Genomic DNA, 22,382 nt, shown 5'->3' on the forward strand with positions numbered 1-22,382 from the left:
TCGATAACTATGTTCCCGGAAAAGTTAACAGCCAACTAATTTTACTGGTCATATCCAGATTATGCCATTGAAAGGATACCATAGCATGGAAGGACTTATTGTTGAACCATCCAGAACTTATCAGAAACTTTTGTCATCTGCTATCGAACTAGGTGGATTGGAAACAAAACAAGTTTCAACTGGTAGTGAAGCATTAATGTTGTTGAGAAATCAACCTTTTGACTTGGTATTTATCGCGATGCATTTACAAGATATGAATGCCTCCAAGTTTTCATCTCATCTTCGGGCGGACTCGCATACCTGTCAAATACCTGTAGTTATGATAACTTCAAATGAAGATAAAGAATTATTGGACGAAGCATTTTCGGCAGGTGTAACAGAAATATTTGCAAAGCATGAGCTCGATAAAATCACAAGTTATGCGGCACGATTTTCCAAGAAAAAATACAGCAAGACAATCTCTGGACATATTCTATATATAGAAGACAGTCAAACAACTGCTAATCAAACATTGACCATACTCCAAGACAATGGATACACTGTTGACCATTTCACTAGCGGTGAAGAAGGTATGTTGGCATTTCATAAAAATGTGTATGATTTAGTGCTCACTGACATGCTGCTGAAAGGAAAATTAAACGGTCGCGGCACTGTAAAAGCCATTAGACAACTTGAAGGTCAGAACAAAAACATCCCTTTATTAATATTTTCAGTTCTTGACGATGTTGCACACAAAGCCGAATTGCTGCGTTTAGGGGCAAATGATTATGTGACCAAACCACTCATTCAAGAAGAACTACTTGCCAGGATTAATAATCTGATTACCGGCAAGAAACTACTAGACAAGTCAATTGCACAACAAAATCTGCTACAGGAAATAGCGATGAAAGACCCATTAACCGGTCTGTACAATCGCTATTTCTTGTTGGAGGCCGCAGCATCAAAAATACGTGATGCAACACGGCATAATATTCCATGCAGTTTAATCGTTATTAATACAGATCATCCCAGATTAATCAATGAGAATTATGATCATTCACGGAGTGATATTATTCTAAAAGACATAGCATCACTCCTCAGAAAATCTATTCGCAGAGAAGATATCGCCGCTCGATTTGATGGAGAAGAGCTTGTACTTTTGTTATCTCATTGCAACATCGCCGATGCAACGATCATCGCAGAAAAGATTCGCAAATCAATTGAAAATTTGCAGCCCAGCAGTTTAAATACTACCGTAAGTATTGGCATTACGGAAACACATCATGAATTTGCTTTAGATTTCTCAGATTTACTCAGAACCGCTAGGGAAGCTCTTCACCTTGCCCAATTAAATGGAGGCAATGAAATAGTTGCTCGTACCATTCGCCAATAACTTGTTGCCTATTGATATTAACACGCTCTGTTGCAGTTTACTGCTACCAGAAACTTATCTAAGGCGCAAAACAAAGACATTAGAAATGTAAGGTCGTATATAACGTTAAAATGGAAATAACTGCAATAGCGGCAAACAGGCAAAGCCAGAAAAACCCGATTCATACCAATGGTTTTTCTGAATATCTGAAAGACTTATTTCTTAAGTGCTGCCAGCTGCTCCTTCAAGTCTTTAATTTCCTCTTCTGCCCGGATTTGTGGAGTAATATCGTACTGTACTCCGAGGAAATAGAGGAGGTTTCCGTTTGAGTCAAAAAGCGGAGACATCAGTAAATGGTTATAAAACAATTCGCCATTCTTACGATAGTTTCGCAGCACCACTTCCACGGATGTTCTATTTTTTATGGCTTCCCGGAGTTGATTTACAGCTGCTTGATCATGTTCATTTCCCTGCAAGAAACGGCAATTCTTGCCTACAGTCTCCTCCAATGTATAACCTGTTATGGCTTCAAATGCCTTATTCACATATACCAAAGGCAAATCCTCTTGATCAGGATCAGCCAATGACACTCCATTGACACATGAATCAAGAATCTTGGACAATACTTGTGGAATTAATCCAGGGTCTTTTTCAACGATAAAATCCATGATTTTCTCTCCAGGTTTATCAGCTCTTGGCTAAATACGCACATTGCGATGATTGATTAGTTTGAACCAGCTCCAGCTATATCAGCCTCAATGAGTTTCTTGATGTTTCTTACAGTTCTCTCCGTTCCATCCTGAACCGCAATGCGCACCAGTTTCTCAAAGGGTCTTACATGAAGATCGAGACTTAGCAGTTCAAAGGAAAACGTTATTTTGCTTTCAGTCTCATTGATTGATTCCATCAAATAATCGCATCGATAAGGATCGGACGTTCCTTTAAAGCAAATCCGTTTACCATTATCAAAAGCTTCAACTTTAAAAGTTGATTCCGAGCGATTGCCTTGGTCGACGCGTACTTGCCGACATACTGTTCCCAGTTTTATTGGACCTTCAGTCTGCTTTTCCAATTCCTTGACTTCTGGCGACCAACGAGGATAGTTAACAAGCAAGTCATTGCCAATAAAATTAAAAAGCTTATCTGCTGGGCATTGAATAGTTGTGCTGGCCTTGCCTATTACAGGATTATCTTTAAACAAACCAAGCATATCATATCTCCTGCGTAGTGTTTGCTAAACCAAGTAAGTATCGATACCTGCCAATAATAAATCATATTGAGCTTCTACGAGCTCTTTTATTGTCAGTGCTGGTATGCCTGTGATCAAGTTTCCTTCCGAAACCAACCACCCAACAGCATCCGCAGGTCCAATGCTTACGACGTAGCCTAATTCGTGATGTATGTAGGGTTCAAGTAGTCCAGGAAAACCTGAATGTCGCAATATATTGCGCGCAACTAATTTTCCTTTACGAACGGCTGATTGTGCTGTCAGGGTATTTGATCCCAACGATTGATAGTACGAACAGTCACCGACTGCAAAAATGTTCTGCAAAGGCTTCTGATTAACTAGAACCTGCCCAAAGGCATTAGCCGTATAAGTTCTTTGTTGCTTCTTGCCCAAAAACAAAATTGATGCACTGGACGGCAATTCAAATTGCTTCTTTGTAATCTTTTCGGTTAGCAAAACCGCATCAGGGCCTTGCTCACTGTAATATGTGTTAGGGTAAAAAGCAATATTCAAGTCACGCATTCGGGATTCAGCATAAGCCCCAAAACCATCGGGAAATTGCTCAAGCACATGTTCGCCCGAATGAATCAAGCGTAACTCTGCTTTACTTTTCACACGCACCAGAAACTGTTTAATCTCAAACAGAAACTGTATGCCAGTTGCACCACCACCCACAACAGAAATCGATTGATTCGAAGCATTGTTTTGATCAATAAATTTTCCTAATAAATCAGATCCATTGGCATTAGTGAAATCATACAAACTTAATACATTTTCTAAATCCATAGCATCAGATGCGCTATTCTCGCACCCGGATGCTATGATCATATAATCAAAATTAAGAGCCGTTTCATCGAAAATTAATTGTTTGTTTTTTTGGCAATTCTGCAATGTATTCTTATCAAAGTTGACTGATGTCAGCACATGTTTGCACCCAAAGCGATTTTCCAGATCGCTGAAAGAAAATAATAAATCTGTTAATGGATATCTAAATGTTTCATGCAAATGTGTAATCTTCAGATGCTGCGCTCTGGGATCTATGAGTGTGATATCTGTATCTGGAGCGAATTGCAAAAGATTTGTTAATGCCGCAAGCCCTGCGTATCCTCCGCCCACAATAACTACTTTCAGTTTCTTTTGTTTCGCTATATTAAAAGGCAAAAAAGCCACAACATCTCCTTACCTGATGTTACTAGGGAACATGATTTATCTCGATATCTTTAGTTTCAATCTAAGCAATTTTCAGCGATATTGCTAATCTTCGACACTACAGACTAGCACAAATATTACTTTGATAGCTTCAATTCGAAACTAATCACATTCACATAAAATCACCATGGAATAAGATTAATTTGCCAATTCTCTCTAGCCCATTGCCAGAAGGATGAAAGATCACCTTCGAGAATCTCCAGAGGGGGGTTTTGCCCCAAGAAATATAGCGCCTTGACTAGTTGCGGCAGCGCATTTGCGAGTTCTATTGGCTCAGCGTTTGTTTGTTTACTGAGCTTCTCACCCTCTGCATTAGTTACAACCGGAAGATGCATATATCGCGGCGTGCTATAACCTAATAATTGCTGAAGAAATATTTGACGTGGCGTAGAATCTAAAAGATCTGCGCCACGTACGACATGCGTAATACTTTGTTCAGCATCATCGACTACAACCGCCAATTGATAGGCATAAACTCCGTCAGCTCGGCGCAATACAAAATCGCCAATCTCCAGCTTGAGTTTTTGCGAATATGATCCCTTTAAGATATCTTGAAATTGAATCTGATTTTCATTGGTTTGAACACGCAGCGAATATGATTTACCCAACAAGGGTGGATTTTTCAAACACGTTCCGGGATAAATAGGCCCACTAAGACCAATAATGCTGGAATCAGCAATTTCTTTTCTTGAGCAGGTACATGGATAAGTTAAATTTTGGTTCTCTAGCGTATTAAGTGCTTCTTGATAAGCTTCGGAGCGTCGACTTTGAAAAATAATTTCTTCGTCCCATTCCATTCCTAGATTTTCTAACGCAAATAGAATTTCACTCGCAGCTCCCGGCACTTCACGCTGAGAATCAATATCTTCAATTCTAACTAGCCACTTACCTTGGTTGAATTTTGCATCGAGATAACTGCCCATAGCCGCAACTAGCGAACCAAAGTGCAAAGTTCCAGTTGGTGATGGCGCAAACCGACCACGATAATCTTTTTCTATCAACGAATGAGTACTCACAAGAGAAAGGTTGTTGAATTTATAAAATACTACACTACTACATTGCATCGGTATGACTGACTAAACTTATGAACTATAATTTAGCAATCAGAACAATTGATTTGTTTTTCTATTTCTTCTAAACAAAATTCTTTTAAGCTGGATCATGCATATTCACATACTTGGAATTTGTGGCACTTTCATGGGGGGGATTGCAGCCATTGCGCGAGAATCCGGACATAAGGTAACAGGCTGCGATCAAGATGTTTATCCGCCGATGAGTACACAGCTTGAGTCTCAAGGTATAGAATTAATATCAGGCTACTCAGCCGAACAAATCCAACTTCAGCCAGATATATTCGTAATTGGTAATGTAATTACCCGCGGAAATCCACTGATGGAAGAAATTCTTAATCGAAATTTACCTTACATTTCCGGCCCACAATGGTTATCAGAAAACATTCTGAGGCATCGCTGGGTACTTGCTGTCGCCGGAACACATGGCAAAACCACGACCAGCTCAATGTTAGCCTGGATATTGGATTACGCTGGATTAAACCCAGGCTTTTTGATTGGTGGAATTCCAGAGAACTTTGGCCTATCTGCAAGAATTGGAAATATTCCATCAGAACACACACAGGATTCCAAATCAAATTCTGCTGAAATTTCACCGTTCTTCGTTATTGAGGCGGATGAATATGACACGGCTTTCTTCGACAAACGTTCTAAATTTGTTCATTATCACCCCAGAACTGCGATATTAAACAATATTGAATTTGATCATGCCGATATCTTTCCCGATCTTTCAGCCATCAAGCGTCAATTTCATCACTTTGTACGAATTATTCCCAATAATGGTTTAATCGTAGCCAATAGAAAAGATGAGAATATAAAACAAGTCCTGACACAAGGCCGCTGGACTCCGGTGGAGGAATTTGGGGCTGAAGCTAGTTGGAACGCCCAATTGCTCACAAACAATGAAATGGATATTTATTGTGATCGGATCCATCAAGGACGGTTGCATTGGGATTTATTAGGCGAACATAACCGCATGAATGCTTTGGCAGCATTAATCGCTGCCAGACATGCTGGAGTACCCGTCGAAACAGGAATTACAGCATTATCAGAATTCAAGAATGTTAAACGTCGCATGGAAAAATGCGGCATCATCAACGGCATTACTGTTTATGATGATTTTGCACATCATCCTACCGCAATTCAAACGACGCTAAATGGTTTAAGAACCCACATTGGTCAGGAAAGAATTATTGCGGTACTCGAACCTCGCTCTAATACCATGAAAATGGGTGTTTGGAAAGATTATCTTGCGCATAGCCTGCAAGAAGCTGATCATGTTTTTTGCTTCACGCGTGATTCGCAATGGGCAAAATCAGCCCTGAAGACATTAAACGAGCGAGTCGATTATTCCGACGACTTAAATCAGTTAATAAAAAACATCGTTGCCACCACAAAACCTGGGGATCATGTCTTGATCATGAGTAATGGCAGCTTTGGCGGTATTCATGATAAGTTATTATCAGTCTTGCAAGAGAATCAGTGATACATTCCGGTACAAATGATTGGAACAGGTTAGTGTAGGATATTTACTCGTCCTCGAATTCACATAATGCAAAGACTCTATGCCCCAGTTTTTCTAAGCGAGCTCTCCCCCCAACGCCTGGCAAATCAATCACGAAACAGCATTCCACGACTTTTCCACCCATATCTTCTATAAGACCTGCTGCCGCTTCTGCAGTCCCACCAGTTGCAATCAGGTCATCGATCAAAAGTATCTGGTCTCCCGGCTGAATTGCATCTACGTGAATTTCAATACGGTCACTGCCATATTCCAACTGATAGTCTCTTCCCAGTGTTTCCGCAGGCAGTTTATTTTGTTTACGGATAGGCACAAAACCTTTGCCTAATTGATAGGCAACCGGTGCGCCAATGATGAATCCGCGCGACTCGATTCCGGCCACTTTATCAATCGTGACCGTATCATAACGATCAGTAATCTCCCGTATGGTTATATATAGTCCAAAAGGATCTTTTAATAGTGTTGTGATATCACGAAACATGATTCCATGTCGTGGATAATGCGGGATAGTGCGAATACGAGATTTAATGGGCATACTCGAATGATATTTATAAACAATATAATGAGCAAAATTGAGGCATTGCTAATGAAAAAGGCCTCAACCCTTTTTATAGGTTGAGGCCTTTTATTTTATCTGACTTTAATAGTTACACTAAATCAAATCTTAGTGATCCATCGCAGCTTTCGCATCAAAGCTTGCAGGAGCTTTAAGCTGAGTCATTAGGTCATCGTTCCATTTACCTTCAACGTTCATATGCAGTGCAGCACCTAGCAATACAGCTTCAATCAGGTTATGACTGAGGTATACATACAGACCTGGTTGCTCAAATTGATAGGCTGCAGCAACCGCTGAACCGGCTGGAACAAACCAAGTTTCTTGGCTGGTAAGCGGTGTATCGCTGAATGAACCACCTACCCAGTACAGATCAGCATGACCACCAATCAAATGTGGATAGGAGGCGCGATTAGCTTGAGAATGGATAAACAGAACTTTCTCACCTACTTTAGCTTTCAGTGCATTGTCACCGGTAATCGCACCAACTGCACCGTTAAATACTACGTGAGTTGGAATGAGCCCTTTAGATACTTCTAACATATCTGCCATGCCTTCGGCTGGTGAACCATAGGTTTTGAAGTTACCTTTATCGTCTTTTGGCAGATAGAAATCTTGTTCACCAATGTAAAAAGCTTTATCGTATGTGTATGGCTTGCCTTTAGCATCTTTTAGACCGTCTTTTGGCAGCACCATAATGGCGCCACTCATACCTGAAATAACGTGAAACGGAATCATAGTTCCGCCAGGTGCGCAATGATAAACAAACACACCCGGTTTAACAGCTTTCCAGCGTAAAACCACTTCTTCGCCCGGTTGTACCAGTGTTAAACCAGCACCACCCAATGCACCGGTTGCTGCATGAAAATCTACGTTATGTGCCAACGTGCTTGATTTTGGATTAGCTAAGGTCAACTCAACATAATCGCCTTCGTGTACAACAATTAGCGGACCTGGAATGCTGCCATTAAATGTCAGACCCCAGACTTTTGCTCCTGGTGCAACTTCCATCAGCTTTTCGGTGGTCTCCATGCGAACGGCAACAACCTTTGGTCCTTTAGAAACCTGATCGTGCACAGGTACATTTGGTGGAGCCACCAGTTTTTGTGTTACACGTGGTAACTTAGAAATGTCTTGTGCTACTGCTACTTGTGTAGCAGCAAAACAAAGCAATCCCAATCCTACTATCGCCTGAACAGCTTTAATCATATATCCCTCCATAAATGATGAACTTTGCGCTTTTTTTTATGCGCCATTCTTAATTTGTTGAGACAATCTCAAATTGCTTCAACACTTTCCCTTTTCTGAATCACAAGAGTAAAGGGCAGCGTGGGGACTATACACTTTCTTCGTTGTACTGTCTATTTTTACGTGACGTAAACCACTGAAATCTTTTTAATAAAGTCACAATATGAATAGGGTATTTTCTCATTACATGAATGAAAAATAATTCTTTTATCCTTGTAATAATTTAATTTCTGCAGCAGCCAAATTATCTTGCGTACCTCTGAGTACAATAACGTCACCCGCTTCAAGTCGTGTCTCGCCAGTAGGCATTAATCCACGAATGTTTCGCCTTCTCACCGCAGTTACCTCAACAGCCAGGCTGGCCAAATCAAGATCGCGCAAAGTTTTATTGATAGCCGCTGCGCTCGGAGTAATCATTATTGTGAGTAACCGTGGAAATAATTTCTCATGATCGTTTTCCGTCTCATCGGTCAATCCGTGATAGAAGCCACGCAATAAGCTGTATCGCTGCTCACGAATTTCCCGTATGCGGCGCAATATGCGACCCGTCGAAATGTTAACAAACATCAAAGCATGGGATGCCAGCATCAAGCTCCCTTCCATGATCTCTGCCACGACTTCCGTAGCACCCGCATCCTTCAATAAATCAATATCAGAATCATCACGGGTTCGAACGACAACAGACAGATCTGGACGCAATTCCTGCACATGTTTCAAAATTTTTAAGGTCGAAATGGTATTGGAGTAGCTCACAACCAATACTCTCGCACGCATCAACCCTGCTGCAATTAATACTTCACGACGCGCTGCATCGCCATAAACAACTGACTCCCCTGCACTGGTCGCTTCATGAATACGTTGCGGATCAAGGTCCAATGCAACAAACGGTATTGATTCTTGCTCGAAAATACGCGCTATGCTTTGCCCGCTTCGCCCATAGCCGCATACAATGACATGATTTTGTGTCACCATGGTTTGTGTTGCGATGGATGTTATTTGCATAGCACGATGCATCCAATCCGAGCCGTAAAAGCGCTGAATCATTGGCTCACTATATTCAATCAGGAATGGTGCAACAAACATCGACAGCACCATCGCTGCCAAAACAGGCTGGAGAATTGAATTCTCCATTAATCCAACTGCACTCGCCTGCGCCAACAAAATAAACCCGAATTCACCACCTTGCGCTAAACTTAACCCTGCTCTTATCGCCACATTGGACTCAGCACCGAATAAGCGTGACAAACCAGTAATCACGATAATTTTAAAAATAATGAGTGTTATCAGGATGACAAATACCCAGAAACAATTCTCTATAAGCACTTGCATGTCCAGCAACATGCCAATAGTCACAAAAAACAAGCCTAATAATACATCTCGGAATGGTTTGATATCGTCTTCAACTTGATAGCGATATTCCGTCTCGGAAATCAACATGCCCGCAAGGAATGCACCCAAAGCTAGTGACAAGCCAGCCGATTCCGTCATCCACGCCAACCCAAGAGTAATCAACAATACATTTAAAACAAACAGCTCCGAAGATTTCTGCCTAGCAACTAAATGAAACCATGGACGCATGAGCTTTTGCCCAATGAATAAAATAAATGCCAATGCAATAACGATTTTCACAATTGCGATCGTCAGCATAGTACTAAAATCGTTGGTATCCGCATCAACCTCAACCCTCAATGCGGGTATGATAATGAGCAATGGAATGACCGCTAAATCCTGAAAAAGTAATACACCTATTATTTGCCTCCCATGTGATGTATTAAGTTCAGCCCGTTCAGCCAGCATTTTGCTTACGATGGCAGTAGATGACATGGCTAAAGCCCCTCCGAGCACCAATCCAATGCGCCAATCCAATTGCAGCAACCACGCAATCACGATAACTACCAAAATCGTGATTACCACTTGCGCCGTTCCAAAGCCAAATACAATGCGTTTCATGGCAATAAGTTTAGTCAAACTAAATTCCAGGCCAATACTAAACATCAGAAAGACCACACCAAATTCAGCCAGATGACGCGTTTCTTCGTTATCCGAAATCCACCCTAAAGCATGTGGCCCAATACTGACACCTGCCAATAAATAACCTAGCATTGGAGGTAAGCGCAATAGTCGAAAAACGACCACGGCCAGAACTGCGATAGCCAATAAAATCAGAACCGGTTGCAGCGGATTAATCATGGCAAGCAAATAGCATCAGGAAATATATGAAAAACATAAGATACTTGAGGATCGGACTGATCACAATCTATTTAATCCATAATGCTATAATGGCTCTGGTTTCAATAATTCAGTATAAAATGCCAGTACCTCATCTTTCCACAGCCTTGCGCGGCCCTATTCTTGATCTCGAAAATCGTATCATTAATGCCATGCCAACTATTGAGCATTGGATAAGGGGAAAATGGCGCGAATACGCAGTGCCGTTTTATTGTTCTGTTGATTTACGTAACAGTGGCTTTAAATTAGCACCGGTTGATACCAATTTATTTCCCGGCGGGTTTAACAATTTAAACCCAGACTTCATTCCTTTATGTGTACAGGCAATGATGAATGCGATCGACAGGATATGTCCGGATACGCATAGCTTATTGTTGATCCCGGAAAATCACACACGCAATATTTTTTATCTACAAAATATTGCCGCCTTGCAAAATATCATGCAGCGAGCCGGATTGAATGTACATATCGGCACCTTATTACCGGAAGTCACCACAGCAACGAGTATTGATCTTCCAGATGGACAGTCTATTAGGCTTGAACCGATTGTTCGTAAAAATAACCAATTAGGTTTAGAAAATTTTGAACCCTGCGCTGTGCTACTTAACAATGATCTATCAACTGGCATTCCTGAAATTTTACAAAATCTGAATCAAATCGTGATTCCGCCTTTACATGCCGGTTGGGCAACACGCCTGAAATCTAACCACTTTGCCGCTTATGATCGTATTGCGCTTGAATTTGCAGATTTAATTGGCATTGATCCTTGGTTAATCAACCCCCGCTTTAATTCATGTGGAGAAATTAATTTTCATGAAAAACAAGGAGAAGAATGTGTGGCAGCCGCTATTGATCGAATTCTCTCGGTGATCAAGAAGAAATATCAACAGTATGGTGTCAAGGAAGATCCATTTGTCATTGTCAAAGCTGATTCAGGAACCTACGGAATGGGGATCATGACCGTAAAAGACGGTTCGGATATTTATAAACTCAACCGCAAGCAGCGCAACAAAATGGCTGTAGTGAAAGAAGGATTACCGGTCTCCCATGTACTGGTGCAGGAAGGTGTTTACACCTTTGAAACGATCAATCAGGCGGTAGCGGAGCCAGTCATCTATATGATTGATCGCCACGTCGTCGGCGGTTTTTATCGCGTTCATACTGGGCGCGGCATGGATGAAAACTTGAATGCTCCCGGTATGCATTTTGTGCCGCTGGCATTTGAAACCACCTGCCTGGAACCGAACGCATCCCAGTCAAACATTATTCCGAATCGCTTTTATGCCTATGGTGTTGTGGCGCGTTTGGCACTACTAGCCGCCGCATTAGAATTGCAACAAACCGATTCTTCTGATGCAAAATTAAATTCCGCATAAACTTTGCCATGAAGCTTGCCTTTATCATCGATCAGTTGGATTCCATTAAAATTGATAAGGACACGAGCTATGCTTTGATCTGTGAAGCCATTGCTCGAAACCACCAGACATCCGTACTTTATCAACATGACATTGCATTGATCAATCATATTGTCACAGGCTTCGCACGTGTGTTGTCACTCACGAATCCATCGGCCTCAGATGGGAATTGGTACAAAATTAGTGATATTTCGGCAACTCCTTTGTGCGAATTCGATGCTGTATTAATGCGCAAAGATCCGCCATTTGATATGGAATATGTTTACAGCACGTACTTGCTGGAATTAGCTGAAGCTCAGGGCGCCTGGGTAATTAACAGCCCCAATAGTGTCCGCGATTACAACGAAAAGCTTGCCATTACTAAATTTCCACAATTTGTCACGCCTACATTAGTAACCAGTCAGGCGCATTTAATTAGAGAATTTCTTAGCATCTATCAAGATATTATCTTAAAGCCACTGGATGGTATGGGGGGTACCAATGTATTTCGTGTTCATCTTGAAGATTATAATATCAGCGTGATTCTCGAAATGCTGACTCACTATGGGACGCGAACCATCATGGTGCAACGTTTCATTCCTGAAATTGCCCAAGGTGACAAACGTATCCTACTCATTGCTGGCAAAGCGGTACCTTTTGCCTTAGCGCGCATTCCGAAACTCGGCGAAACACGTGGCAATCTCGCTGCGGGGGGTACGGGCAAAACACAATCACTCTCCGCTCACGATAAGGAAATTGTAGAATCGCTAGGCCCGGAATTGGCTAAAAAAGGTTTAATGTTGGTTGGGTTGGACGTGATCGGAGACTATTTAACCGAAATTAATGTGACCAGCCCTACCGGAATGCAGGAAATCACACAGCAAACGGGATTTAATGTAGCAGCCATGATGCTGGATGCTATTGAAGAAAGCTTCGAATTGAGAAATACAAAAATAACTAATATATAAAATATTTTTAATAGAACAAACTGTCTCACAATTATTCTCAGTTTCCACATTGATTTGAGAAACCGCTAATTCTCGTTACATTACTAAAATTCACTAGCACAAAACTGCATAACCAAAATAAAAATATTGCCTCGGTCAGACATCTGTCAGTAGAATCCAATTTCAACTCATTCAAAATATTCAATCATCATGCGCCTCAATCCAGCCTTGTATAAAACCGTATTGCTTGTCTGCTTGTTTTTTTCATCCCTCATTACGCATGCTAACCAAGTTGCCTGCTTTACAACCAATATGGGGCAATTTTGTATTGAACTTTTTGAAACGCGGACACCGATCACAACAACCAACTTCATTAACTACATCAATAGTACCTCCTACACAAATAACATCTTTCATCGCAGCGTTCCTGATTTTGTCGTTCAAGGCGGCGGTTTTAAAATTATCTCTGGCACCGCTGGCGAATCACTCACTGCCGTAAATACTTTTGCTCCGATCATCAATGAATTTAAAATTTCCAACATCCGAGGAACCGTCGCCATGGCAAAACTTGGTAACGATCCCAACAGCGCAACCAGTCAATGGTTTGTTAATTTAAAAGATAACTCCTCGAACTTGGATAATCAAAATGGTGGCTTTACCGTATTTGGTCGCGTTATTTTTGATGGAATGAGTGTATTCGACGCTATTGAAGAACTCCCCATAAGAAACTTTGGAGGCAGTTTCGCTGCAACACCACTGAAAGATTATGATGGCTCTTCAGCTGTCTCGTTTAATAATTTGGTACGAATAAATGATGTTGCACTCACCGATGTAACAAGCATTTTCAGTCAAGGAATTTTGAGTTTTGCAGTGGATATCGGAACGGGCAATGTACTGGAAGTGAGTTTACGGTTGATTCAAGATAGCCCTTCGATTGTATTTGAACTCGATCCAGACAGCGTAGTACCACTGAATAATAAACCACTCAATCTCGCCACATTTTCGAGCACAAGCGGTCAATTACATATTCCATCAGCGATGATCAATGCATCTATCGTTATCAATAACGTACAAATGCAATTAACCAATGCAGAATCATTCCAATTTACATTAGTCAGTTACGAATAAAATTTCGATGTAGCAACGATATAATTCAAAGAAATAAATCCATCAATCAATCTGGAGTCCGGGCTTGTCAATGCGATGCACTGAAAAAACGATCCCTTGCTTTAATTTAAGTATTTCGGGTTGATTGAGTGTTTCTTTTTGCAATAGATCTTGCGCAGCTTGATCCAGCAACCCGCGGTTGGATTGAAGTATATTGATTGCACGTTCCAAAGCCTGATCAACCAGCACGCGCACTGCAATATCGATCTTGTTGGCAGTTTCTTCGCTGTAGTTACGGCTTTGTGGCATGGGAACATTGGGTTGTAGAAATGCCGACTGCTCCCGATCATACGCAACATTACCCAAAGCCTCGCTCATGCCATACCGCAGCACCATAGCACGAGCAATATCAGTGGCACGCACCAGGTCGTCCGCCGCACCGGTAGATACTTCGTCAAATACGATCTGCTCGGCTGCGCGCCCACCCAATAGCACAGCCATTTTGTTTTGCAGTTCCACGCGAGTCATCAGATAACGGTCTTCGGTCGGACGCTGAATAGTGTAGCCCAGCGCGCCGGGTCGCTAATAAAGTTGCCTCGTTAATAAGGTTCGCCAGATCCGCGCCGGTAAACCCTGGCGTTAGCGCTGCAATTTCTTCAATCCTAACATCGCTATGCAATTTTACTTTTTTCGCATGTACATTAAGAATTTGTTCCCGCCCAATTTTATCTGGACGATCTACCAGCACTTGGCGATCAAATCGTCCGGCACGCAGTAATGCCAGATCAAGAATTTCCGGGCGATTGGTCGCTGCCAGCAGCACGATGCCACTGCTGGAATCGAAACCATCCAGCTCGGCCAACAACTGATTCAGGGTTTGTTCTTTTTCGTCATGACCGCCTCCCATGCCGTAAGCACCTCTTGCACGCCCCAACGCATCCAGTTCATCAATAAAAATTATCGCCGGCGCCATTTGTCTTGCCTGTTCAAACAAATCACGGACCCTGGCCGCGCCGATACCAACAAACATTTCTACAAATTCCGAGCCGGAAATGGAGAAAAAAGGTACACCCGCTTCACCCGCTACTGCACGTGCTAGCAAAGTTTTCCCAGTACCTGGCGGTCCCACTAGCAAAATACCTTTCGGCGCTCGTCCGCCTAAACGACCATAATCCACCGGATTCTTCAAGAAATTGATAATTTCGACCAATTCCTCCTTAGCTTCGTCGATTCCCGCCACATCATCGAAAGTCTCCTTGGTTTCCTTTTCTACAAACACTTTGGCGCGGCTTTTACCGATCGACATCAATCCGCCTCCCATGCCGCTTCCCATACGACGTATTACAAACAGCCAGATTCCGACGAAAATTGCTGTCGGCACAATCCAGGATAATAAATCGCGCAACCAGGTGCTTTGCACCACACCGGTATAGACCACATGGTATTTATCCAGGATTTCAGCTAACTCAGGTTCCACTCGGGTAATGACAAAATCCTTATAGCCATCCGCATGCTTTTCCTTTAATGTTCCGAAAATCTGGTTCTCGGTAATCGCAATCTCAGCTACCTGTCCCTTCTCCAAGAAATGCTGGAAACGACTATAAGGAATAGGCTCAACTTGAGTGTATTGCTTATACAAATTTTGTACTAACAGCAAAGACAATAGCGCTACAGTAAAAAACCAGAAATTGAGGTGTATGTTTTTGCCCATTGATTAATCTCGAAATTTGGTTAGAAAATTTATCTGTCACGCCGATGGAAGCAACGTTATAGGATAATGCGACTCTGCATAAGTTTCGGCACCGGGCACCGCAACCCACCAATTCCAATGGCTAGGGCTAGAAACGCCAATCTAGTTGCAGGCCACCAATATTGATTTGCTCAGAAAACTGCCCAGAAAGAAAATCCCCAGTCACGCCCCTTCGGCTGATCGAGGGGTTATCCATGAACAGATGCGCATACGCACCATGGATAAAAATATTATTCCGAACTGCATAAGTAAAGCCAGCGGTCAGCCAATAGCGGTTGCTATCGGGAATTCGGGGCGATCTGTGTTGTGCATTAGGAACCGGCGTTTCATCATAAGCAAATCCCGTTCGCAGGACCCACTTATTGGTTGCGGAAAAATAATTAACCCCAAAAGCATAGCGCCACGTATCGTTCCATCTCAGGTCTTGTACATCATCGGATTGTGATGAAGAGAAATTTGTTCTGAGCTCTCGAATCAAGCTCCAATGCGTCCATAACGCATCGGCGGAAACTTCCCAGCGCGGATTGAGATGGTGCGAGAAACCGAACAAGACCGTGTCTGGCAAAGTCACCGAAGTAACCGCATGAGTGTCCACCAGAATATTACCTTGCGTCAATGCAATGGCTTTATCCGGTATCGTGAAATTCGCATCTCCTTTCACGTCATGGGCGATTCGAGAACGGTAACTGACACCGAATCGAGTATCAGGTGTCAGCGTGTAGAATGCGCCAAAATTGTAACCAAAACCGACACTATCACCCTTGAGCGAGATATGTCCATCCGCAGTTTGCGGTGCAATTCCCTGGCTGAGGCATGGCAATGCTCCCTGCAATAAAAAGCATGCCGGTCCTAGATCAACCGCGTTGGTTAGCTTAGCCCGCAAGTACTGCACGTTAAAACCAGCACCTAGAGAAAATTTTTCGGTTACCTTGAACGACAAAGACGGGTTCAAATTAATAGTCAGAATTTCCGAATCAATGGCTTGGTAGCGCCCTTTCCAGTCCGAATCATAGCCATTACGCATACCATAAGGTATATTAAATCCAAAACCGAAGGCTATTCGGTTTGACAATTCCTGCACGTAATAAAAATTTGGAATAAAAATCGATCGCGCAGAATCTCCGCCATTCCCGCCCGTAAGCGGCGTGCTGCCCAATTGCGGACTCAATTGCGAAGAGCTATTATGAAAAGTTGCAGACGGAGCGATATAGTAACTCGCAGCCGAAATCAATTTACCGCGCACTTGGCTCATCGCAGCCGGATTAAAGAACACCATACTGCCGTCACTCGTATTAGTGGGTGCACCGGAGAACGCCTGCCCCAATTCCTTGACACTGTGCTCCATCACAGCAATGCCGGCACCGGATACTGGTGCTGAAGCCACGAGTAAAATGAACCCAGCACGAGACAGAAACTTCCGACAAAATAAACTAGTTGCTATATATCTCGTTTTAATGAGTATGCTCCTGTAATTTTTTATCCAGCGTCTTACTCGGCATGTTGCAATATAGCAGCTAACTTTACTTAAAATAAATATTAAGTATATAAGAATCTTCTGACTTCTAATGTGATGAATACTTTTTATCTTATACGTTATCAACATCTTGCCATAGAAGATTGCACATTTACTGTCAAATTTCAAGTTGCTAAAAAGCTTTGTCTTTGCGTATCTTTACTCCAAATTAACTATTTATTGCAGATTCATTGATAAACATTTAGAAATACCCCTACAATCTTCATAGTTCTCACGTAAAAAGATTTATTATATAGAGCCAAGATTCAATAGTCGCAATGTGAATTCTCAACCTCCCCCCAAACATTCTGGCTCATTACTAGCCGAACAAATCAAACTAGCTTACCAGCAAGCTCCTAAGGCGCTATTTGTCACATTGATTGTTGCTGCTATGTTGATTCTTATTTTTTGGGATCTAATCGGAAAAGACTGGCTTCTAGGCTGGTTGGCGGCAATTTATTCCCTTACTTTCGCGAGATTTCTGTTGACCAGAGCCTATTTTCGCAAAAACCCATCCGTTGCCGAATCAATAGTCTGGGGACATTGGTTTTATATTAGCGTATTGTTAGCGGGGATACTATGGGGTTCCGCTGGGAGCATTTTTTTTGTTACCGACAGTGAAACCCATCAATTATTTCTGGCGTACTTACTGGGCGGCATAGTCGCAGGCGCAATGGCTACTTTATCGTCGTATAAAGGCGCCTTTTTAGCCTTTTCGATACCAGTTGTGCTTCCTTTCACCTATCAGGTCATCACGCATGAAGGTGACATTCAGATGATCATCGCGCTTACTTATTTACTGTTTGTATTTACTATGGGTAGAATTTCGCACCAACTACACCTAACAATCACGGATTCACTCAAATTTCGTTTTGATAACATTCAGCTGCTAAAACGCCTGATTCAAACCAAAAGCCAACTGGAGCAACGAGTTGCAGAACGCACCGAAGCACTCACCATATCTAACGATATCCTGAACCAGGAAAAAGAGCTATTTCAAATCACATTAGCGAGTATCGGCGATGCAGTCATCACCACAGATATCAGTGGAAAAGTCACTTTCCTAAATCCAACCGCGGAAATACTTACCGGCTGGAGCAATGAAGAAATACACGACATTTCGCTACCGAAAGTATTCAACATTATGAACATAACTACTCAGGAGACGACCACGAATCCACTTTTCGATCACTTAAATGAATCCGAAAACTCCCACGAGCACCGTGAATGCATATTGATCCACCGAGACAAAAAAGAGTTCATTATTGATTACGCCGTAGCACCGATCCAGAACGAACAAAAGCACGTGATTGGTGCCGTGATAACTTTCCGCGACGTAACAGAACAGCGCAAACTGACACAAAAGCTTGCCTATCAAGCCGCACATGATTCACTGACCGGTCTGCTCAATCGCAAAGAATTCGAAAATCGTCTCAGCAAAATTCTGATATCCACGCGCAAAAACGACATACATGCGCTGCTCTATCTCGACCTTGATCAATTCAAAATCATCAACGACAGTTGCGGCCATAGCGCCGGTGACAAATTGTTGCGCCAAGTAACCGCATTGTTGCATTCCAAGCTGCGCACACGAGACACACTAGCACGTCTAGGCGGTGATGAATTTGCAGTTATCCTTGAACACTGCCCTAGAGATCAAGCGCTACAGGTAGCGCACACGTTGCGTGAGCTGGTACAAAACTTCCGTTTCCAATGGCAAGGTAAAACTTTCACTATTGGCGTGAGCATTGGAATATTCTCCATCACTTATGGAAGCCAGGGTATTGAACATGCGCTCAATGCGGCTGATAGCGCCTGTTATGCCGCCAAGGAACAAGGACGCAATCAGGTGCAGGTATATCAATCCGATCATCACCTGCAAGATTCCGCCGAAATACAATGGCTACCTCGCATTCAAAACGCCTTAGAAAAACAGCGCTTTCAACTTTATTACCAACCAATCCGGTTAATCTCGAAAAATCCAGAGCAACAACAACAGGGTGAGATCTTATTACGTTTGAAGGATGAGAACGGCCAACTGATTATGCCCAGTGCATTTCTACCTGCCGCTCGGCGGCATGATCAAATGTTGCTCATTGATCGCTGGGTGGTACAGCAATCATTACAACTAATACGGACACACTCGGCACACACAGCCAATGCGATCTACACCATTAATATATCCGGGCAAGCACTGGAAAACGAAGATTTCCTTAATCTCACGATAAATAGTATTAAAGCCAACCAACTGGATCCCGCCTGCATCTGCTTCGAAATCAGCGAACAAGACGCGTTGAACGATTTAAAGCATGTCATACATTTCGTCACTACCCTGAAGGAATTAGGCTGTCGCATCTCCATCGATGACTTTGGCAGCAACCTATCATCGTTCAGTTATTTAAAGAATATCCCACTTGATTATCTAAAAATAGACGGTCAATTAATCAAAAATATGCTTACCGACTCGGTCAACCTGGCAATGGTTGAATCGATTCATCACATCGGCCATATCATGCGGCTTAGAACCATCGCTGTATGGGTGGAAAATGATCAAACACTACAAGCTCTGGAAAATATCGGTGTCGATTATGTACAAGGCTTCTGGGTGGCTGAGCCCACCTCTCTTGAGGCGAATTTACCCTTACCTGGCAATAAGACTCAGCAATAATTTGCAGATCGTTTTTGCATCACATATGAATCCGATTGGACACGAACAGCAGTAACGTGGCATAAATTCAAGTTTCCACACAAGAGACTTCAATGCGGCAGCTATATCTGGTAAAACTGGAAACCTGTATTTGACACTAAGCGTTATAGCGGGAGAAATACTTGCCAAGTATTCTTTCGTTTTGCTCCTTAACGACTTGGTAGCACTCGCAGGTGGCAGCCAGCAAGCTCTTCCGATCAAGTAATTCTATTTTACCGTGCGTGTATTTTATAAGCCCTTTGGCTTGAAGTTGAGCAGCCGCAGTGGAGATGCTTTCACGGCGCACACCCAAAACATTTGAGATGCGTGCCTGGGTCAAATGAAAGACTGTAGATCGCAACATGTCGTTATAAATCAGCAAATATCGGCAAAGTTGCTGATCTATAGAGTGCAGACGATTGCAGATTATTCCTTGAGAAAGCTGAACAATCAATGTCTGTGTATAACATAAACAGATTTCCTGAAAACAGGGCAATTCCCCAAAATATTTCTCGGCATCATTAGCCTTCATGATATAGGCTTGACCAGAATTCATGACAACGGCTCTTTTAGCCATCCTGGCATCTCCGACAAACGTTACGATGCCAACCATACCCTGTCGACCTGTCATTCCAACCTCAATCGAATCTCCGTCCTCAGTGTCGTAGAGCATACAAATCATGACGGTAGTAGGAAAATAAATATGGTTTCGTTTTTCATCCATTTCCCACAAAACCTGATCCCTTTCCAGATCGACTAGTTTTAATGAAGATGCTATCTCGTCAAATTCATTCTGCGGCAAAGCCGCCAGAATCTGATTCTGTATTTTAGGAGATGCTTCTTCAACCTCTGGTATACAGGTATCTACAATGATTCGGTCTTTATCTACATTATCAGTTGGTTTAAGAGTCATCACATTTAAGAAATCGTAGCACGCTATATATTTAGCATATAAGTCTGGGCAATCATTCGCAGTAATTTGTTAACTTGGCTTAGTAACACCCTAGTTTTTATCTCAGCCTCTTAACTGGACCGCATAATCTATTAATACATATCAAACACTTAACAGCATAAAATTCCACACGACTTTATTGGCAACCGGCAGTACCAAGCCAATCGAGAAACGCTCCTGCATTATATATGATGCCATCATTTCCAAACATGTAATATACATGATTATCCGTAGAGGAAACTGCTAAGTAAGAATCTGTTACAGGATAATAACGATATGTATAAGGTGGAAAAGTCAATAAACTTACGTTCCCTGCGGGCGCAAAGAACTGGGAATAATTAGACTCAACCCAACTGAGAAAACACAGTATCGGATCTATTGTTCCTTGGCCTGAAACATTAATAGTACCCCTCATAAACGGGTGGAACCGACAAAAATACGTATAAGTACCTAGGTTATTAAACATAAAATTAAATGACTCACCGGTATTTAAATCACTGCTCCATAAATTAGCATCCTGAGTTGCACTATGTACTGCACCATCCCGATTAACCCAATTTACTGAATCTCCTACATTAAGTGTGATTGTATTAGGATTGAACACAAAGTTTTGGATATCTACCGTTACTGTTGCCGCAGTTGCAGTAACCGAAGATGCGAAAAATGGAATAATTAGCCATAGAAGTATGAAACGCAACATACAAACCTCCACTCGATAAAACAGACATACCTATTTGACAGTGCACTTAAAATATGCATTAGTCTATACATATTTTATCGGATATATTTCCGATAAGCTGGAAATATCACAGCTCTTTAAATTCAACTGATTGCCATTGCACTACGCAATCTTGAGGATACCGCAGATCTCATTAAGAACCGAAACGGAATTGAATTATTAATGCAGTTCCACTACTAATTAATCATATGAACTATGAAATCTCTGCTAATAATAGACAGTTACTCATGGTTAAATCATTGCCACTTAAAATGCACCTCATCTGTCTCTTAGCCGTCGTGCCAAACGGTCAAACATTAGCACAAGATGTCATCAATGAGACTGAGTTTCTTCATTCGAATCGCCCTGAAGCATGGGCGATGAATTATGTTACGTCAATCACACTCCTATCTGGGCTCAGCGTACCACGCAGTCGAGCGTTAGGTTCGATCGAAGGCGGGGTCGAATTGGACTGGATTCCCCAACTCAGCTCTGCGCAACGACAGATTGGTTTCAATGGCATCAAGGAAGAAGATCTGAACAAAGCTCCTATTTTTGGCCGACCCGCCTCACTTTCGGGCTTCCGGGGCAATTTGCCTTGACCCTTTCCTACGTACCGCCCATTAGAGTTTTTGGGCTTAAACCAAACCTCTTCGCATTCGCGCTGGAACGCTCCTTGTACGAGCGTGATCCTTGGATTATCGGCATTCGAATGTACGGACAGATTGGTAACGTAGAAGGCGCATTTACCTGCCCTGACAGTGTTGCCCAATTCCCACCGGGTTCTCCAGAAAACTTGTACGGTTGTGAGAGAAAATAGGCGGATAAGTCGAGCCAGCGCCGGTGTTGCTTGAGCTATAGTCAAATCTGGTGTATGAGAATCAAGCGACCTGCTGTTTTTGATC

General features: G+C 42.4%; 18 protein-coding genes and 1 pseudogene. 8 read left to right on the top strand and 11 right to left on the bottom strand.

Annotation, left to right across the window (positions count from 1 at the left end):
- Positions 1-85: 85 nt before the first annotated feature.
- Entirely contained in the window at positions 86-1,372 is a 1,287-nt protein-coding gene (locus QZV86_RS05865) for a response regulator (RefSeq protein ID WP_295624971.1), read from the top strand.
- Positions 1,373-1,566: 194 nt separating this feature from the next.
- Here QZV86_RS05865 and QZV86_RS05870 read toward each other — a convergent pair whose 3' ends face one another.
- The 4 genes from QZV86_RS05870 to gluQRS all read right to left on the bottom strand — a co-directional run bounded on the left by QZV86_RS05870 (position 1,567) and on the right by gluQRS (position 4,804).
- Entirely contained in the window at positions 1,567-2,019 is a 453-nt protein-coding gene (locus tag QZV86_RS05870) for a PAS domain-containing protein (RefSeq protein WP_295624973.1), read from the bottom strand.
- A 56-nt stretch (positions 2,020-2,075) separates the two neighbouring features.
- Positions 2,076-2,561, bottom strand: a complete 486-nt coding sequence (locus QZV86_RS05875) for an SRPBCC family protein (protein WP_295624975.1) — start codon at positions 2,559-2,561, stop codon at positions 2,076-2,078.
- A gap of 24 nt (positions 2,562-2,585) precedes the next feature.
- A complete protein-coding gene (locus QZV86_RS05880; RefSeq protein WP_295624977.1) occupies positions 2,586-3,749 on the bottom strand; it encodes an FAD-dependent oxidoreductase in 1,164 nt (387 codons plus the stop codon).
- A gap of 161 nt (positions 3,750-3,910) precedes the next feature.
- Complete coding sequence (gene gluQRS / locus QZV86_RS05885; protein WP_295624979.1) at positions 3,911-4,804, bottom strand: tRNA glutamyl-Q(34) synthetase GluQRS; 894 nt, start codon at positions 4,802-4,804, stop codon at positions 3,911-3,913.
- A 145-nt stretch (positions 4,805-4,949) separates the two neighbouring features.
- On the opposite strand from gluQRS, the gene mpl reads away from it, so the two are divergent.
- Complete coding sequence (gene mpl, locus QZV86_RS05890) at positions 4,950-6,344, top strand: UDP-N-acetylmuramate:L-alanyl-gamma-D-glutamyl-meso-diaminopimelate ligase (protein ID WP_295624981.1); 1,395 nt, start codon at positions 4,950-4,952, stop codon at positions 6,342-6,344.
- A 43-nt stretch (positions 6,345-6,387) separates the two neighbouring features.
- Here mpl and QZV86_RS05895 read toward each other — a convergent pair whose 3' ends face one another.
- The 3 genes from QZV86_RS05895 to QZV86_RS05905 all read right to left on the bottom strand — a co-directional run bounded on the left by QZV86_RS05895 (position 6,388) and on the right by QZV86_RS05905 (position 10,371).
- The gene (locus tag QZV86_RS05895) at positions 6,388-6,915 is read right to left on the bottom strand and encodes an adenine phosphoribosyltransferase (protein ID WP_295624983.1); all 528 of its coding nucleotides are present in this window, start codon (positions 6,913-6,915) and stop codon (positions 6,388-6,390) included.
- Positions 6,916-7,044: 129 nt separating this feature from the next.
- Complete coding sequence (gene nirK, locus QZV86_RS05900; protein WP_295624985.1) at positions 7,045-8,142, bottom strand: copper-containing nitrite reductase; 1,098 nt, start codon at positions 8,140-8,142, stop codon at positions 7,045-7,047.
- 246 nt (positions 8,143-8,388) lie between these two features.
- Positions 8,389-10,371, bottom strand: a complete 1,983-nt coding sequence (locus QZV86_RS05905) for a monovalent cation:proton antiporter family protein (RefSeq protein ID WP_295624987.1) — start codon at positions 10,369-10,371, stop codon at positions 8,389-8,391.
- A gap of 119 nt (positions 10,372-10,490) precedes the next feature.
- Between QZV86_RS05905 and gshA the strand changes: the two genes are divergently transcribed.
- The 3 genes from gshA (at position 10,491) to QZV86_RS05920 (ending at position 13,879) form a co-directional block, all read left to right on the top strand.
- Positions 10,491-11,786: a glutamate--cysteine ligase gene (gene gshA / locus QZV86_RS05910; RefSeq protein ID WP_295624989.1), complete on the top strand. Its 1,296-nt coding sequence runs from the start codon at positions 10,491-10,493 to the stop codon at positions 11,784-11,786.
- A gap of 8 nt (positions 11,787-11,794) precedes the next feature.
- Positions 11,795-12,772 carry a glutathione synthase gene (gshB, locus tag QZV86_RS05915; protein WP_295624991.1) on the top strand — a complete coding sequence of 326 codons (978 nt, stop codon included), beginning with the start codon at positions 11,795-11,797 and terminating at the stop codon, positions 12,770-12,772.
- Between the two features lie 189 nt (positions 12,773-12,961).
- Positions 12,962-13,879 carry a peptidylprolyl isomerase gene (locus QZV86_RS05920; RefSeq protein ID WP_295624993.1) on the top strand — a complete coding sequence of 306 codons (918 nt, stop codon included), beginning with the start codon at positions 12,962-12,964 and terminating at the stop codon, positions 13,877-13,879.
- Between the two features lie 42 nt (positions 13,880-13,921).
- On the opposite strand, the pseudogene QZV86_RS05925 reads toward QZV86_RS05920, so the two are convergent.
- Positions 13,922-15,569: pseudogene (locus QZV86_RS05925) on the bottom strand (ATP-dependent metallopeptidase FtsH/Yme1/Tma family protein).
- 127 nt (positions 15,570-15,696) lie between these two features.
- Positions 15,697-16,992, bottom strand: a complete 1,296-nt coding sequence (locus tag QZV86_RS05930) for an outer membrane protein transport protein (RefSeq protein ID WP_295624994.1) — start codon at positions 16,990-16,992, stop codon at positions 15,697-15,699.
- A 409-nt stretch (positions 16,993-17,401) separates the two neighbouring features.
- Here QZV86_RS05930 and QZV86_RS05935 point away from each other — a divergent pair, with 409 nt between their 5' ends.
- Positions 17,402-19,789, top strand: a complete 2,388-nt coding sequence (locus QZV86_RS05935) for an EAL domain-containing protein (RefSeq protein WP_295624996.1) — start codon at positions 17,402-17,404, stop codon at positions 19,787-19,789.
- 136 nt (positions 19,790-19,925) lie between these two features.
- Here the strand turns inward: QZV86_RS05935 and QZV86_RS05940 are convergent, their stop codons facing one another.
- Both QZV86_RS05940 and QZV86_RS05945 read right to left on the bottom strand, forming a co-directional pair.
- A complete protein-coding gene (locus tag QZV86_RS05940) occupies positions 19,926-20,720 on the bottom strand; it encodes a Crp/Fnr family transcriptional regulator (RefSeq protein ID WP_295625006.1) in 795 nt (264 codons plus the stop codon).
- 175 nt (positions 20,721-20,895) lie between these two features.
- Positions 20,896-21,459: a plastocyanin/azurin family copper-binding protein gene (locus QZV86_RS05945; protein ID WP_295624998.1), complete on the bottom strand. Its 564-nt coding sequence runs from the start codon at positions 21,457-21,459 to the stop codon at positions 20,896-20,898.
- Positions 21,460-21,749: 290 nt separating this feature from the next.
- On the opposite strand from QZV86_RS05945, the gene QZV86_RS05950 reads away from it, so the two are divergent.
- Together QZV86_RS05950 and QZV86_RS05955 are read left to right on the top strand one after the other, a co-directional pair.
- The gene (locus QZV86_RS05950) at positions 21,750-22,079 is read left to right on the top strand and encodes a hypothetical protein (RefSeq protein ID WP_295625000.1); all 330 of its coding nucleotides are present in this window, start codon (positions 21,750-21,752) and stop codon (positions 22,077-22,079) included.
- Entirely contained in the window at positions 22,076-22,297 is a 222-nt protein-coding gene (locus QZV86_RS05955) for a hypothetical protein (RefSeq protein WP_295625002.1), read from the top strand. Before QZV86_RS05950 ends, QZV86_RS05955 begins: the two co-directional genes overlap by 4 nt.
- The last annotated feature ends 85 nt before the right edge of the window (positions 22,298-22,382 follow it).

The organism is uncultured Nitrosomonas sp. (genome assembly GCF_902826915.1).
GTDB lineage: Bacteria > Pseudomonadota > Gammaproteobacteria > Burkholderiales > Nitrosomonadaceae > Nitrosomonas.

What these genes read in the sequence shown, in the direction of transcription:
- QZV86_RS05865 (WP_295624971.1), top strand. Translation starts at nt 86, where the DNA reads ATGGAAGGACTTATTGTTGAACCATCCAGAACTTATCAGAAACTTTTG.
- QZV86_RS05870 (WP_295624973.1), bottom strand. Translation starts at nt 2,019, where the DNA reads ATGGATTTTATCGTTGAAAAAGACCCTGGATTAATTCCACAAGTATTG.
- QZV86_RS05875 (WP_295624975.1), bottom strand. Translation starts at nt 2,561, where the DNA reads ATGCTTGGTTTGTTTAAAGATAATCCTGTAATAGGCAAGGCCAGCACA.
- mpl (WP_295624981.1), top strand. Translation starts at nt 4,950, where the DNA reads ATGCATATTCACATACTTGGAATTTGTGGCACTTTCATGGGGGGGATT.
- QZV86_RS05895 (WP_295624983.1), bottom strand. Translation starts at nt 6,915, where the DNA reads ATGCCCATTAAATCTCGTATTCGCACTATCCCGCATTATCCACGACAT.
- nirK (WP_295624985.1), bottom strand. Translation starts at nt 8,142, where the DNA reads ATGATTAAAGCTGTTCAGGCGATAGTAGGATTGGGATTGCTTTGTTTT.
- QZV86_RS05905 (WP_295624987.1), bottom strand. Translation starts at nt 10,371, where the DNA reads ATGATTAATCCGCTGCAACCGGTTCTGATTTTATTGGCTATCGCAGTT.
- gshA (WP_295624989.1), top strand. Translation starts at nt 10,491, where the DNA reads ATGCCAGTACCTCATCTTTCCACAGCCTTGCGCGGCCCTATTCTTGAT.
- gshB (WP_295624991.1), top strand. Translation starts at nt 11,795, where the DNA reads ATGAAGCTTGCCTTTATCATCGATCAGTTGGATTCCATTAAAATTGAT.
- QZV86_RS05920 (WP_295624993.1), top strand. Translation starts at nt 12,962, where the DNA reads ATGCGCCTCAATCCAGCCTTGTATAAAACCGTATTGCTTGTCTGCTTG.
- QZV86_RS05940 (WP_295625006.1), bottom strand. Translation starts at nt 20,720, where the DNA reads ATGACTCTTAAACCAACTGATAATGTAGATAAAGACCGAATCATTGTA.
- QZV86_RS05945 (WP_295624998.1), bottom strand. Translation starts at nt 21,459, where the DNA reads ATGTTGCGTTTCATACTTCTATGGCTAATTATTCCATTTTTCGCATCT.
- QZV86_RS05950 (WP_295625000.1), top strand. Translation starts at nt 21,750, where the DNA reads ATGCACCTCATCTGTCTCTTAGCCGTCGTGCCAAACGGTCAAACATTA.